The organism is Methylosinus sp. DMC45 (genome assembly GCF_056313885.1).
The window spans coordinates 66,954-80,182 of record NZ_JBQUZK010000052.1 but is presented as its reverse complement, the minus strand read 5'-3'; the positions used below and the strand labels follow the sequence as shown (position 1 = coordinate 80,182).

Annotated in this window: 10 protein-coding genes and 1 tRNA gene; 5 read left to right on the top strand and 6 right to left on the bottom strand. The window is 65.0% G+C overall.

Annotation, left to right across the window (positions count from 1 at the left end; genetic code table 11):
• Positions 1 to 119 precede the first annotated feature (119 nt).
• Positions 120 to 1,484 (bottom strand): trigger factor, encoded by a 1,365-nt coding sequence (gene tig, locus ACT53T_RS17425; RefSeq protein ID WP_476162187.1) that lies wholly within the window; start codon positions 1,482 to 1,484, stop codon positions 120 to 122.
• 76 nt (positions 1,485 to 1,560) lie between these two features.
• A tRNA-Leu gene (locus tag ACT53T_RS17420) sits at positions 1,561 to 1,645 on the bottom strand.
• 293 nt (positions 1,646 to 1,938) lie between these two features.
• On the opposite strand from ACT53T_RS17420, the gene ACT53T_RS17415 reads away from it, so the two are divergent.
• The 3 genes from ACT53T_RS17415 (at position 1,939) to ACT53T_RS17405 (ending at position 6,813) form a co-directional block, all read left to right on the top strand.
• Complete coding sequence (locus ACT53T_RS17415; protein ID WP_476162186.1) at positions 1,939 to 3,297, top strand: multicopper oxidase family protein; 1,359 nt, start codon at positions 1,939 to 1,941, stop codon at positions 3,295 to 3,297.
• 268 nt (positions 3,298 to 3,565) lie between these two features.
• Positions 3,566 to 4,465: a crotonase/enoyl-CoA hydratase family protein gene (locus ACT53T_RS17410; RefSeq protein ID WP_476162185.1), complete on the top strand. Its 900-nt coding sequence runs from the start codon at positions 3,566 to 3,568 to the stop codon at positions 4,463 to 4,465.
• Between the two features lie 44 nt (positions 4,466 to 4,509).
• Positions 4,510 to 6,813, top strand: a complete 2,304-nt coding sequence (locus ACT53T_RS17405) for a putative bifunctional diguanylate cyclase/phosphodiesterase (protein WP_476162184.1) — start codon at positions 4,510 to 4,512, stop codon at positions 6,811 to 6,813.
• Positions 6,814 to 6,880: 67 nt separating this feature from the next.
• Here the strand turns inward: ACT53T_RS17405 and ACT53T_RS17400 are convergent, their stop codons facing one another.
• Positions 6,881 to 7,633 carry a Clp protease/crotonase-like domain-containing protein gene (locus ACT53T_RS17400; protein WP_400767600.1) on the bottom strand — a complete coding sequence of 251 codons (753 nt, stop codon included), beginning with the start codon at positions 7,631 to 7,633 and terminating at the stop codon, positions 6,881 to 6,883.
• Positions 7,634 to 8,091: 458 nt separating this feature from the next.
• On the opposite strand from ACT53T_RS17400, the gene ACT53T_RS17395 reads away from it, so the two are divergent.
• Complete coding sequence (locus tag ACT53T_RS17395) at positions 8,092 to 8,661, top strand: hypothetical protein (RefSeq protein ID WP_026191280.1); 570 nt, start codon at positions 8,092 to 8,094, stop codon at positions 8,659 to 8,661.
• A 50-nt stretch (positions 8,662 to 8,711) separates the two neighbouring features.
• On the opposite strand, the gene ACT53T_RS17390 is transcribed toward ACT53T_RS17395, so the two are convergent.
• A complete protein-coding gene (locus tag ACT53T_RS17390) occupies positions 8,712 to 9,389 on the bottom strand; it encodes an ABC transporter ATP-binding protein (protein ID WP_400767601.1) in 678 nt (225 codons plus the stop codon).
• Positions 9,390 to 9,394: 5 nt separating this feature from the next.
• Positions 9,395 to 10,696 carry a lipoprotein-releasing ABC transporter permease subunit gene (locus tag ACT53T_RS17385; RefSeq protein ID WP_476162183.1) on the bottom strand — a complete coding sequence of 434 codons (1,302 nt, stop codon included), beginning with the start codon at positions 10,694 to 10,696 and terminating at the stop codon, positions 9,395 to 9,397.
• Between the two features lie 235 nt (positions 10,697 to 10,931).
• On the opposite strand from ACT53T_RS17385, the gene ACT53T_RS17380 reads away from it, so the two are divergent.
• Positions 10,932 to 11,258, top strand: coding sequence for a GNAT family N-acetyltransferase (locus ACT53T_RS17380; protein WP_018265222.1), 327 nt, complete (start codon positions 10,932 to 10,934; stop codon positions 11,256 to 11,258).
• A 4-nt stretch (positions 11,259 to 11,262) separates the two neighbouring features.
• Here ACT53T_RS17380 and ACT53T_RS17375 read toward each other — a convergent pair whose 3' ends face one another.
• Complete coding sequence (locus ACT53T_RS17375; protein WP_476162182.1) at positions 11,263 to 13,113, bottom strand: ABC-F family ATP-binding cassette domain-containing protein; 1,851 nt, start codon at positions 13,111 to 13,113, stop codon at positions 11,263 to 11,265.
• Positions 13,114 to 13,229 lie beyond the last annotated feature (116 nt).

Below are 13,229 nucleotides of genomic sequence, written 5' to 3'. Positions count from 1 at the left end.
CGAGCCAGCTTTTGGCTCGTTGGTAGCATATTGCGGCAAGCCGTCCAGACAGAAACCGCAAAAGGGGCGAGCGGAAACCCCGGGGCCGCCCTTAATCGGCCCCGGGTCGGCGCGCCGGATCAGGCCGCGGGCTGGGCCAGATCGTCGTCTTCCTCGGCGGCGAGCAGCTCTTCCTTGGTCACGGTCTTGTCGGTGACGCTGATCTTGGCGACCAGATGGTCGACGACCCGCTCCTCATAGAGGGGGGCGCGAATCTGGGCGAGCGCCTGGGGATTATTGCGGTAATAGTCCCAAACCTGCTTTTCGCGGCCCGGGAAGGCGCGCACGCGCTCGACCAGCGCGTCGGTCACGTCCTTGTCCTCGACGGTGACGCCGGCGCCCTGGCCGATCTCCGCCAGCACCAGGCCGAGACGCACGCGGCGCTCGGCGATCTTGCGATATTCCTCGCGCGCCGCCTCTTCCGTCGTGTTCTCGTCCTCGAAGCTCTTGCCGGAGCGCTTGCGCTCGGCCTCGAGCTGGTTCCAGATCGTGTCGAACTCCTGGGCGACGAGGCCCTCGGGCAGCTCGAAGCTGTATTTCTTGTCCAGAGCGTCGAGAAGCGAGCGCTTCAGCTTGGCGCGCGAGGCCTTGGCGTAATCCGCCTCGAGATTGCCGCGCACGGCGAAGGTCAGCTCGGCGAGCGATTCGAAGCCGTATTTGGTGGCGAAAGCGTCGTCGATCGGCAGCTCCTTCGGGCCGGCGACCGCCTTGACGGTCACGTCGAACTCGGCGTCGCGGCCGGCGAGCGTCGGCACGCCGTAATCCTCGGGGAACTTCACCTTGACGACGCGCTGCTCGTCCTTGGCGGCGCCCTCGAGCTGCTCCTCGAAGCCGGGGATGAAAGAGCCCGAGCCGAGCACGAGATTGACATCGCCGCCCGTTCCGCCCTCGAAGGGCTCGCCGTCGAGCTTGCCGGCGAAGTCTATGGTGACGCGGTCGCCCTTGGCGGCGGCGCCTTCCTTATCCTCATATTCGCGGATGCGGTCGGCGAGATCGGAGATCGCCTTCTGGACCTCTTCCTCCGAGACCTCGGCGATGGGACGCTCGATGGCGATGTCGTCGAAGCCGCCGAGCTCGATCGCCGGCAGCACCTCGAAGGCGACGGAATAGGAGAAGTCGCCCTCAGCCTCCAGCGCCTTCTCGACCTCGGCCTGATCGGTCGGGAAGTCGAGGCGCGGCTCCATGGCGACGCGCAGGCTATTGTCCTCGACAATCTTGCGATTGGCCTCGTTGACGGCCTCCTGCAGGACCTCGCTCATTATGCCTTTGCCGTAGATCTTCTTGAGATAGGAGATGGGCGCCTTGCCGGGGCGGAAGCCCTTGATCTGCGCCTTGCCGCGCAGCTCGACGAGCTGCGACTCGAGCTTGGCGGCGAGGTCGCCGGCCGGAAGCACCACTTTGAACTCGTGTTTCAAGCCCTGCGACAGGGTCTGCGTCACCTGCATGTCGTTTTCGCCTTCTCGAATCTCGACCAGTCCGGCGTGCGCCGGGAAAATATCTCTGCCGCCGGCGCGCGTCGGATGGTGCGGGCGGAGGGAGTCGAACCCCCACGACTTGCGTCACCGGAACCTAAATCCGGCGCGTCTACCAGTTCCGCCACGCCCGCGCCCCGACGCGCAAACGCCCGACGAGCCGCCGGCTCGCGGGCGAAACGCCAAAGGACCGAAGCCACGAGCCAACCGGCGTCGAAACGTCGCGGCGACAATCGAAACGCCGGCTTCGAAACGCCAGCGTCGACGCGCGAACGCCGCCGCGCGCCGGCTCGGGCGGGGGGCTCTATAGCACGACGCGCCGCCGGCGCTAAAGAAAATGTCACCTGTGGGGATGTAGGTTCGCGCCCTGTTGAAAGCCGCGCTCCGCTCGGGCCATATGCGGCGGCGAGGAGAAACCGGAGCCATCATGCCGTTCAACTGCTCACGCCGCGCTTTTGTGCGCGGAGTCGCTGCGACCCTCGTCTCTCTCGACGCCCGCGCCGAGCCGCCGGCCGCCGGCCCCAAAACGCTGACGGCGCGCAAAGGGACGGCGAATCTGCTGCCAGAGGCGGCCCATGCGACCGAGATTTGGGGATTCGAGGGGAAGGCTCCGGGGCCGCTGCTGCGCTACGCCCTGGGCGACGAGCTGGCGGTCGGCCTCGCCAATGGCCTCGAGAAGCCGCTCTCCATCCATTGGCACGGAATGCGCGGCGACAACGCCATGGACGGCGTCGCGCCGCTGACCCAGGCGGAGGTCGCGCCCGGCGGGCGATTCGACTATCGCCGCAAATTGGTCGACGCCGGTCTCTTCTGCTATCGGCCCTCTGTTTTCGGGGCGACGCCGGAACTCTGCGGCCGCGGGCTGAAGGGCCTCGTCGTCGTCGACGAGCCCAAGCCGCTGGAGGCCGACGCCGATCTTCTGCTCGTGCTCGACGATTGGCGGCTGGACAAGAATGGCGCGATCGAAGTCGATTTCGCCTCGCCGGCCGCGGCCGCCGGGGCAGGGCGCATCGGAACGCTGGTGGCGGTGGACGGCGCCCCGGCTCCGGCGCGCCGCGATTTCGCGCCGGGCGCGCGCATTCGCCTGCGCCTCGCCAATCTCGCCAATGCGCGAATCATGTTCGTCGGCTTCGACAATATTCAGCCCTTCGTCGTCGCGGTGGACAGCCAGCCCTGCGACGCCTTCGAGCCCGTGCGCCGCACCATTCCCGCCGCGCCCGGCGCCCGATTCGAATTGCTGTTCGATCTGCCGCGGGCCGAGAACGCCGCCGCAAAGCTGATTCTGCGCGGCATGGACGGCGAGCCCGACCGCGAGCTGGCGATCTTCACCACCCGCGGCGCCAAGGCGGCGTCGCGCCCGCCGATCGCATCGGCGGCGCAAAACCCCCTTTTGCCCATAGAGATAAAGCTGCAGGCGGCCAAGAAGGTCGATCTCACATTGGAGCCGCCCGCCGCTCCCGGCGCGCCTTGGCGCATCAATGGCGCGCCGAGCAAGTCCTATGGCGGGCCGCCTCTGTTCCAGGTGAAGCGCGGCGCGCCGGTGACGCTCGGCTTCGTCAATCGTTCCGATGTCGTCGCCGTGATGCATGTCCACGGACATTGCGTGCGGCTTCTGCACGACCTCGACGATGGCTGGGAGCCCTATTGGCGCAATGGCGTCGTGGTGCCGCCGGGCAAGACCAAGCATGTCGCCTTCGTCGCCGACAGCCCCGGCAAATGGGCCGTGCATGACGATATCCTCGAGCACGAGGCCGCGGGGCTCGCGGCGTGGTTCGAGGTGAAGTGACGGCGGCGGCGCGCGATTCTGGCTCGCAGTTGCGCGCTGCGGCGGCTGCGTGCAATATTCGCGAGATTTGTCGTCGTACGACATGACCCGATCAGCGCGCGCCGTTGCATGAGACTCTCGGCGGTCCGGGTAACTCTACGATAACCGAGGTCGAATAATAGTATGTAATCGCATCGATTTCGGGCTAGTTTTGCGACATGGGCTCCAGCCGGGGCGCGCTGACATCGACTTGCGAGATCGACTTGTGGCATCGACTCCCGGAGTGGCCATGGCGACGGTAGCCTTGGAGCATAAGCTTCAAAAACCGAATGAATTTCCTGATTGGGAATTCCAGAATCTCGAAGTCGCCTACGACGTCGAGAGCCGTTCGGTATGGATGAACTATAAGGTCGGCGCTCCGCATCATTATAGTCTCGCCATGCTGCTGGAGGCGGTCGAGATGCGCGAATCGCTGAAGGCGCTCGCGCGGTCGCCCTATGCCGAGCGCTGGCCGATCCGTTATTTCGTCATGAACTCGAACAAGCAGGGCGTGTTCAGCCTGGGCGGCGATCTGGCGACGTTTTCGTCCTCGGTCCGCAATCGGGACAGGGACAGCCTGCTGACTTACGCTCATGTCTGCATCGATGTGATGTTTGGCCTCACTTCAGCGTTCGGCCTGCCGCTCATCACTGTCTCGACTGTCCGAGGCCAATGCTTCGGCGGAGGCTTCGAGGGGGCTATGGCGACCGATTTCCTGATCGCCGAGGAGAGCGCCAAGCTCGGCGTTCCAGAGGTCGCCTTCAACACTTTTCCTGGCATGGGCGCCGTCACCTTTCTCAAGCGCCGCTTGGGCGTGGCGCTCGCGGAGCAGATCATCGCAACGGGCGCCGCCCATTCGGGATCGAAGATGCACGATCTCGGCGTCGTCGACGTGCTGGCTCCCGATGGCCGTCTGCGCGAAACTGCGCTCGAATGGATGTGCGAGGGCGGCGAGGAGCGTTGGGAGCGGCGGCGCGCGCTCGCCGATTTGCGTCGCAATTGCTTTCCGATCACGCGCGAGGAGCTGCTGCGCGTCGTCGAGCTGTGGGTGGATTGCTCGTTTTCGATCGGCGAGCCCGACTTGCGTCATATGGAGAGGCTGGTCGCCGCTCAAGGGCGGCTTTCTGGCCAACGGCCGAGATCGGCGTGACAATGCTGCGCCGGCCGGCGGCAGCGAACTGGAAAGACCGTTCCATGTCGTCGAACGTCAATGCGAGCGACATCGAGGATAGCGAGATCCGCGAGGAGATTTATCGCGATCTCGTCGAGACGCTGTTCGGCACGCCCGGATCCTTCGCCGCTGGACTCGTCGGCGGGATGATCGCGCCGCTGAGCGCTTGGATGATGACGCGGCACGACGTCTATCTCCTCCTGACGGCGGTGATGGCCTGCTTCGCCGCCTATCGTCTCTACGTGCTCTATGCCCACACCATGACGCCGCTCGAGGAGCGCCGGCGCGACGCGCGAAAATGGGAAATCCGCTATGCGGTCGGCGGCGTCGGCTTCATGACCGCGGTTGGTTTCAGCGTCGCGATCCTCTTCTCGGAGCATCACGACGAGATCGGCGGCTATTACGGCATCGTCATCATGATGAGCGGCGTCGGCATGCTCGCCGGACGCAATGCGGGAAGCCCCAGAATCGTCTATGCGCAAATGCTGGGTCTCTGCACGCCGCTGACTGTCGCTGCGCTGCTGCATGACGATCTGCGCTATTGGGGCCTCGCCTCCATATTCGTTCTCGTCATGGTCTCGTTGCGCTCGACGACGAAATTCCTGCATGGAAATCTCGAATCGGCGCTGCGCAACGGCCGTGACGCCAACATACAGCGCCGGCGCTTCAAATCGGCGCTGAACAGCATGAGCCATGGGCTCTGCATGGGCAAATGCGACAAGAGGCTGACTGTCGTCAATCGCCGCCTGCTCGAGTTTTTCGAGATAGACGAGGAGGGCGCGCCGACGACTCTCGCGGCGCTGGCGCGGCGGATCGCCGAAAAAGCTGCTATGCCGGAGTCCGACTGGCGCAGTTTCGCCGAGCAATGGGAGTCCCATTCCGCGCTGCCGCGCACCAGCATGTTCTCCCGCGAGATCGGCGATCGCATCTTCGATTTTCGCTGCGAGCCGGCCGACAATGGGGCCTTCGTCACCGTCGTCGAGGATGTGACCGAGCAGAGACGCGCGGCGCGCGAGATCGAGCGGATCGCGCATTTCGACACTTTGACCAGCCTCGCCAATCGGTTCCAGTTCCAGCAGCGGCTGGAGCGCGATCTGCGGCACATTCGCAAGCGCGGGCTCAGTCTCGCGCTTTTGTGCATCGACCTCGATCAGTTCAAGGAGGTCAATGACACGCTCGGACATACGATCGGCGACCGGCTTCTCTGCGCGGTCGCCGAGCGCCTGCGCGAATGCGTGCGCTCGGTCGATATGGTGGCGCGCTTCGGCGGCGACGAGTTCTGCATATTGATGCATCCGACGATCGAGACTCCGCCGGCCGACGCGCTGGCGCGCCGCGTCATCGAGGCGATCGGCCGTCCCTATGTGGTCGAGGGGCACACGATCGTCATCGGCGCCAGCGTCGGCCTCTGCATCGCGCCGCGGGACGCGGTCTCTGTCGAGGGGCTGCTGAAATGCGGCGATCTCGCAATGTATCATTCCAAGGCCGCCGGCCGCCGGCAGGCCATATGGTTCGAGACGTCGATGGAGGATGCGCTGGTCAGCAAGCGGCGCATCGAGCGCGAGCTGCGTGAGGCGCTCAGGACCGAGACGCTCGAGGTTCATTACCAGCCCATCTACGACGCGCGCGACCAATCCATCTCGACTTGCGAGGCGCTGACGCGCTGGCGCCATCCGCAATTGGGCTATGTGCCGCCTTCCTCCTTCATCCCGATCGCCGAAGAGACGGGGATGATCGTCGAGCTGGGCGAATGGGTGCTGCGCCGCGCCTGCCGCGACGCGCATCTGTGGCCTTCGGCGGCGCGGGTCGCCGTGAACTTCTCCTCGCGGCAGTTTCAGCAGCCGGACATGATCGATCGGGTGCGCAGCGCGCTCGACGCCGCGGGGCTGGAGCCGAGCCGGCTCGAGATCGAGATCACCGAATCGACGCTCATGCAGGACACGGAGGACGCCGCCGCCAAGATCGCCGGCCTGCGCGCGATCGGCGTGCGCCTGTCGCTCGATGATTTCGGAACCGGCTTCAGCAGCCTCGGCTATCTAAATCGTTTTCCCGTCGACAAGGTGAAGCTCGATCGCAGCTTCGTCTCGGAGCTCAGCGTCTCCAGCAAAACGCAGGCGATCGTCGGCGCGGTGTCGCTGCTGACCGCCGAGCTCGGCATAGATCTCGTCGCGGAGGGCGTCGAGACGCATGAGCAGCGCGCCTTGCTGCTCGCGAAGAATGTGCACCTGATGCAGGGCTTTCTCTACAGCATGGCGAAGCCGCAGGCGGAGCTGGCGCAGATGTTTTCCGGCGTCGCGCGCGGCGGCAAGCTGAAGGTCGTCGCCTGAGAGAAGCGCCCGACGCCCACCTTCCGCGGGCGTCGGGTGAAATTTCGTCTCGCGATATAATGCCGTTTCAGACCCGCCGGCTCGCGGCGGGGGCCGTCTCCACCCGGCGCACCGGCGGGGCGCTGATGCGCTGCGCGCGGAACATGCTGTAGGAGGCGTTGTAGCGGCGCCCGCATTGCCGCACATAGCTCTCCGCGCCCAGCAGGCCTTCGCCATTCTCGACGATATGCTTGACGAGGCAGAGCTCCTGCATCTGCTCGGCGGTGAGGATCTCGCCATTCTCCATCAGCCGCTCGGCTTTCACGAAGCCGAGCTTTTGCGCAAGCGCGCCATAGACGCCGATGGCCGAGGCGAGATCGGCCTCGAAGCAGAAGCGCGCATGGCGGTCGGCCACCATCATGGAGCAGGAGAGGGCGAAGTCGAGATCCGCTCCGTTCAGATAGGTCCTCGCCCATGCGATCGATATGACCGGCGCGTCGAGAATGAGCCGCGCGGTCGCGGACGCCAGCTCGTCGAAGCCTTCCGCGGCGACGGCCGTGGAATCGTCGCAGTGCGCGAAGTCGAAAACCAGATATTTGAGACCGGGCAGATGGCCTTCCGAAATTTTGCGCAGCAACAAGGTCAGGCCGTCGATGCTGTCGCGATCGAAACCGCAGGCGAGCTTGCTCACCAGGATCGTATCCAGATCATCCATGCGATGGATCTCCAGCGACGAACGCTGACGGATGAAATCCAGCGGATCCGAAAAGTCGGAAGGGGAAACATAAGTCTCAGCGGCGACAGCGGAGGTGATGTCGTTCTTCGAAACTACCGCATTCATGTTTCGTCTCCTATCTCGAATGGTTTCACAATTCTTACCGAGTTACTTAAATTTTTAAAGAAATTTCGGCCGCGTCTTCGCTCATGGTTAATTCCCGCAACAAAATTTACGTACGTAATCTCCCGATTCAGGCCGGCTGGACGGGTTGCGACTTTTTGCCGCTGGCGGATTTTGAAGGTCTGGAGCTGACCGCCCGAAAGTGTGGAAGCCAGCGGCGGAGCACGAGCTGTGGGCGATCGGGGCCTCATTCGCCAGCGGGCGAGGGCCGCGGCATTTCCGCGCCGGCTCGTTTGCGGGCGAAAACTTCGTCCCTATGTCGATAGGAGTGTGTGCTAAAAGCCGGGAGCGGAGATCGGCCCGGGAGGCCGAGTCGCATCGCGGTCATCGACGCCACGGTCGGCGAGAGTGCTGCAGCCGCTCATGAGAAGCGGCGACAAACATGGATAGGGAGAGAAAAGATGAATCTTCGACTTCTGGTCGCTCTTGCCATGGCGACGGCCGGACTGGTCGGCGAGGCCCATGCGCATGGCGGCGTGAGCTCCGACACCGGCCAGTGCATCATGAAGATCGGCCCCGACACGATGAACTTCACCGGCTATCAGCCGCTGAAGTCGCGCGAGATTTTCTGCGACGACATTCCCGATGTCGGCCCGACGATCATCGTGCTGGACGCGGTGCAGGACGAGCTGCGCGACATGGCGCTGGAGATCCGCATTCTCCGCAATGTCGGCCAGAGCGACGACAATGAGAATCTCGAGCAGAATACCGAGGTTTATCTGCCGCCGAAGAAATACCGCACCGGCACGCTCAACTTCGAATATAATTTCACCAAGAAGGGCAACTTCATCGGTCTCGTGAAGGCGAAGGCCGACGATGGACGCGAATATGTCTCGCGGTTCCCCTTCGCGGTCGGCACGACAGAGGACAAGAACACCATTATCGCCGTGTTCTTCGCCGCGCTCGGCCTCGTCGGCTTCGGCCTCTGGTATAAGAACAGCTTCATCGACAAGAAAAAGAAGTCGGCCTGATCTTTTTGGTCATGAATGCTCCGGCCGGGCGTGCGTCCGGCCGGAACGCGTCAGGCGAGCTCGACGAGACGGCCGTCGCTGAGCGTGACGCGGCGATCCATCTGAGCGGCGAGATCGAGATTATGCGTCGCCACCAGCGCGGCGAGGCCGGTGTTGCGCGCCAGCGTCATCAATGTCGCGAAGACATGCTCCGCGGTGCGCGGATCGAGATTGCCCGTCGGCTCGTCGGCGAGCAGAACATGCGGCGCATTGGCGACCGCGCGAGCGATGGCGACGCGCTGCTGCTCGCCGCCCGACAGCTGCGACGGCAAATGCCGCGCCCGGGCTCCGAGCCGCAGATAATCGAGCAATTCCGCAGCGCGCCGCTCCGCCTCGCGGCGATCCAGCCCGTTGATCGCCTGCGGCAGCGCGACATTCTCGAGCGCGGTGAACTCCGGCAGCAGATGGTGGAACTGATAGACGAAGCCGATCGTCGAGCGGCGCAGGCTGGTGCGCTCATTGTCGCTCATGTCGGAGGTCGCCAGCCCGGCGATGAGCACCTCGCCGTCGTCGGCGCGCTCCAGCAGGCCGGCGATATGCAGCAGAGTGGATTTGCCGGCGCCCGAAGGCGCGATCAGCGCCACTGTCTCGCCGGCCGCGAGCGTGAGATCGGCGCCGATGAGAATGTCCAGACGCCCGTCGCCTTCGCGATAATGGCGGGCGACGCCGGAAAGCTCGAGAACTGTCATGGGCCTCACTCGTGGCGCAGGGCGTCGATCGGATCGAGGCTCGCCGCTTTCCAGGCTGGATAGATGGAGGCGAGAATGGCGAGCGCGAGCGTCATGACGACGACGAGCGCCACCTCTCGCGGCTCGACGATAGAGGGCAGGCGCGACAGAAAATAAAGCTCCGCCGGAAACAGATTGGCGTGCATGAGCTTGTTGAGCAGCAGCCGGATCGCGTCGAGGTTCTTGGCGAGCGTCAGGCCCAGCAGAAAGCCGGCGATGTCGCCGACGACGCCGATCGACGCGCCGATGATGAGGAAGATGCGCAGCACCGCGCCGCGCGTCGCGCCCATGGTGCGCAGAATGGCGATGTCCGAGGATTTGTCCTTCACCAGCATGGTGAGGCCGGAGATGATGTTGAGCGCCGCCACCAGCACGATCAGCGTCAATATGATGAACATCACATTGCTCTCGACCTGCAGCGTGTCGAAGAAGGTCTTGTTGCGCTGCCGCCAGTCGGTGAGCATCATCGGCCGATCGATATTGGCGTCTATGTCGGCGCGGAACTTGTCCACGGCGTCCGGCGCGTCGAGAAAGACCTCGATCACCGTCGCCTCATTCTCGTGATTGAAGAACAATTGCGACTCGGCGAAGGGCATGTAGACGAAGACGCGGTCGTATTCCGACATGCCGATCTGGAAGATCGCCGTCACCGGATAGGCTTTTATGCGTGGCGCCACGCCGAAGGGCGTCGATGCGCCCTTGGCGATGAGAATGCTGATATTGTCGCCGACGCGCACGCCGAGCGACTCGGCGAGGCGCTGGCCGATGGCGACGCCGCCGGCGCTGTCGAAGCCCTGGAAGGTCCCGTCCTTCACATTGCCGGCGAGGCCCGGCAGACGCAGAATGTCCTGCTCGCGTATGCCGCGCACCAGCGCGCCCGACTGCCCATAGGGGGAGGAGACGCCGGCCGCGCCCTCCACCATGGGGGCGACGAGCTTGACGCCCGGCAGGCGCTGCAGCCGCGCCGTGACCTCGGCCCAATCGTTGAGCGGCCGCTCGGCCGCCTGGACGAAAGCGTGGCCGTCAATGCCGACGATCTTGTCCATCAGCTCGCGGTGAAAGCCGTTCATCACCGACATCACGACGATGAGCGTCGCCACGCCCAGCATGATGCCGAGAAAGGAGAAGCCGGCGATCACCGAGACGAAGCCATTGGCGCGCCGCGTCCGCACATAGCGGAAGGCGACCATCCATTCGAAGGGCGCGAAGGCGCGCAAGCGCGGCGGCGGCTCGGCCTCGACCACGGTAGACAAAGTAGATTCGCTCATTTCGGCATTGTGCCCATCCGCTCGAGCCTTTCAAGCGCGCCACAGAAATGGGCGTTTCTCATGTGAGAGAGGCGAATCGAAGGCGAGGGCGTGGGCCGTCGCCGGCGTGGCGGAAAACCGACAGCGAGGCGAGAGCCGAGCCCGCCGAGGCCAGAAAAATTAACGTCTGGCCCTTAATTTGCTGCACTGCATTCACCACCTCGACATCGGCGGTGGGCAATCGAGGAGACGAGAAATGGGTTCGATCGCCCAGCTGAAGAGCGCGCCGCGCAAGGCGCATGGCGCTGTCCACGACAATGTCGAGCTCGATCGTTTCGAGCTCGATCTCGAAGACGGAACGGCCGTCGCCTATTACCGCATGGCGCCCGGCGCCATCGTCTTCACCCATACAGAGACGCCGCCGGCGCTGCGCGGCAAAGGCGCCGCCACGGAGCTGATCCGCGGCGCGCTGCAATGGGCGCGGGCGCGTGGGCTGAAGGTCGTTCCCGAATGCTCCTTCGTGGCCGATTATATCGCGCGCCACCAGGAATTCGCCGATCTGGTCCTGCGCAAATCGGCCTGAATCCCTACCCCTCGTCCGAGAGCGAGAGCCATTGATCTTCCGCCTCGGCGAGCGCCGAGGCGAGATCGGCGCGCTGCTGGGCGAGGCGATTGGCCTCCTGCGGATTGCGCGAAAACGCGCTCGGATCGGCGAGCGCGGCGTCGACGCGCGCCAATAGCTCGGCCAGCTTTTTCATGCGCTCTTCCGCCGCCGCCAGCTTGCGGCGTGACTGGCCGGCGTCGCGCTTGCCTTTGACCGGGCGAGGGGCCTCGCGCGGCTCCTCCTCCTTGCGCTGCTCACGGGCGTCGCCATTGGCGCGCGCCAGAACGTAACGCGCATATTCGTCGACATCGCCGTCGAAGGCCTTCACCGTGCCGCCTTCGACCAGCCATAGGCGATCGGCGCAGGCTTCCAGAAGATAGCGGTCATGGGAGACCAGCACGATCGCGCCCTCATGGGCGTTGATCGCCTCGACCAGCGCGGCGCGGCTGTCGATGTCGAGATGGTTGGTCGGCTCGTCGAGGATGAGCAGATGCGGCCCATAAAAGGAGGCGACTCCGAGCAGCAGCCGCGCCTTCTCGCCGCCGGAGAGGCGCTCCACCTTGGTGTCCGCCCGCGCGCCGGAAAAGCCGGTCTGCGCCGCCCGCGCGCGAATGCGCGCCTCGGGCGCGCCGGGCATCAGCGCGGCGAAGACGGAGTAGGGCGAGTCCTTCTCGTTCAGATCGTCGACCTGATGCTGCGCGAAAAATCCCGCCTCCAGCTTGGCGGCGCGCACCATATTGCCGCTCTTGGGCTCGAGCCGCCCCGCCAGCAGCTTGGCGAAGGTCGATTTGCCGTTTCCGTTGGAGCCCAGCAATCCGATGCGATCATCGTTCGAGAGGCTGAGCGAGAGGCGCGACAGCACGGTGCGCTCGCCATAGCCGACGCTCACATTCTCGAAAGCGACGATCGGCGGCGACAGCGGCTTTTCCGGCGAGGGCAGATAGATCGGCAGCACCTCGTCGTCGACGACCGCCGTGGCCGGTCCCAGCTTCGCCAGCATTTTGAGGCGCGACTGCGCCTGACGCGCCTTGGTCGCCTTGGCGCGGAAGCGATCGACGAAGGCCTGCAGCTCGCGGCGACGCTCCTCCTGCTTTTTGCCGGCTTTGGCGGCGAGCGCGCGCGCCTCCAGCCGCTGCGACTCGAAGGAGCTGTAATTGCCCTTGTAGATCGTCAGCTTGCCGCGCTCGAGATGCAGAATATGCGTCGCGACCGCATCGAGCAGATCGCGGTCATGGCTGATGACGACGACATTGGCCGGATAATGCGCGAGATAATCGACGAGCCAGAGCGTGCCTTCGAGATCGAGATAATTGGTCGGCTCGTCGAGCAGCAGCAGCTCCGGCTGCGAGAACAGCACCGCGGCGAGGGCGACGCGCATGCGCCAGCCGCCCGAAAATTCCGAGAGCGGGCGCCGCTGCGCCTCCGCGTCGAAGCCGAGGCCGGAGAGAATCGCCGCCGCCCGCGCCGGCGCCGCATGGGCGTCTATATCGACGAGGCGCGTCTGGATCTCGGCGATCTCATGCGGGTCGGTCTCGGTCTCGGCGCGCTCCAGCAGGGTCGCGCGCTCCGTGTCGGCGGCCAGCACGAAATCGACGAGCGCCGTCGGCCCGCCGGGAGCCTCCTGCTCGACGCGGCCGATCTTCAGCCTGGCGGGGAGGGAGATGGTTCCGCTCTCGCCGGCGATCTCGCCGCAGATGATTCGGAAGAGCGTCGTCTTGCCCGCGCCATTGCGGCCGACGAAGCCCGCGCGCGTCCGCGGCGGCACGAAGACCGAGGCCTTGTCGAAGAGCAGCCTCTCGCCGAGCCTGTAAGTGAGATCGTCTATGGAGAGCATGGCCTCGCCTCTAGGGCCTTTGCCGGCGATGTGCAACGTCGGCGCCGCCGAAGCCTCGCGCTCGGCCTGTGAGAAGGCCGTCTTGACGCTTGTCAGCCCGAGCGCAGCCCTCTATA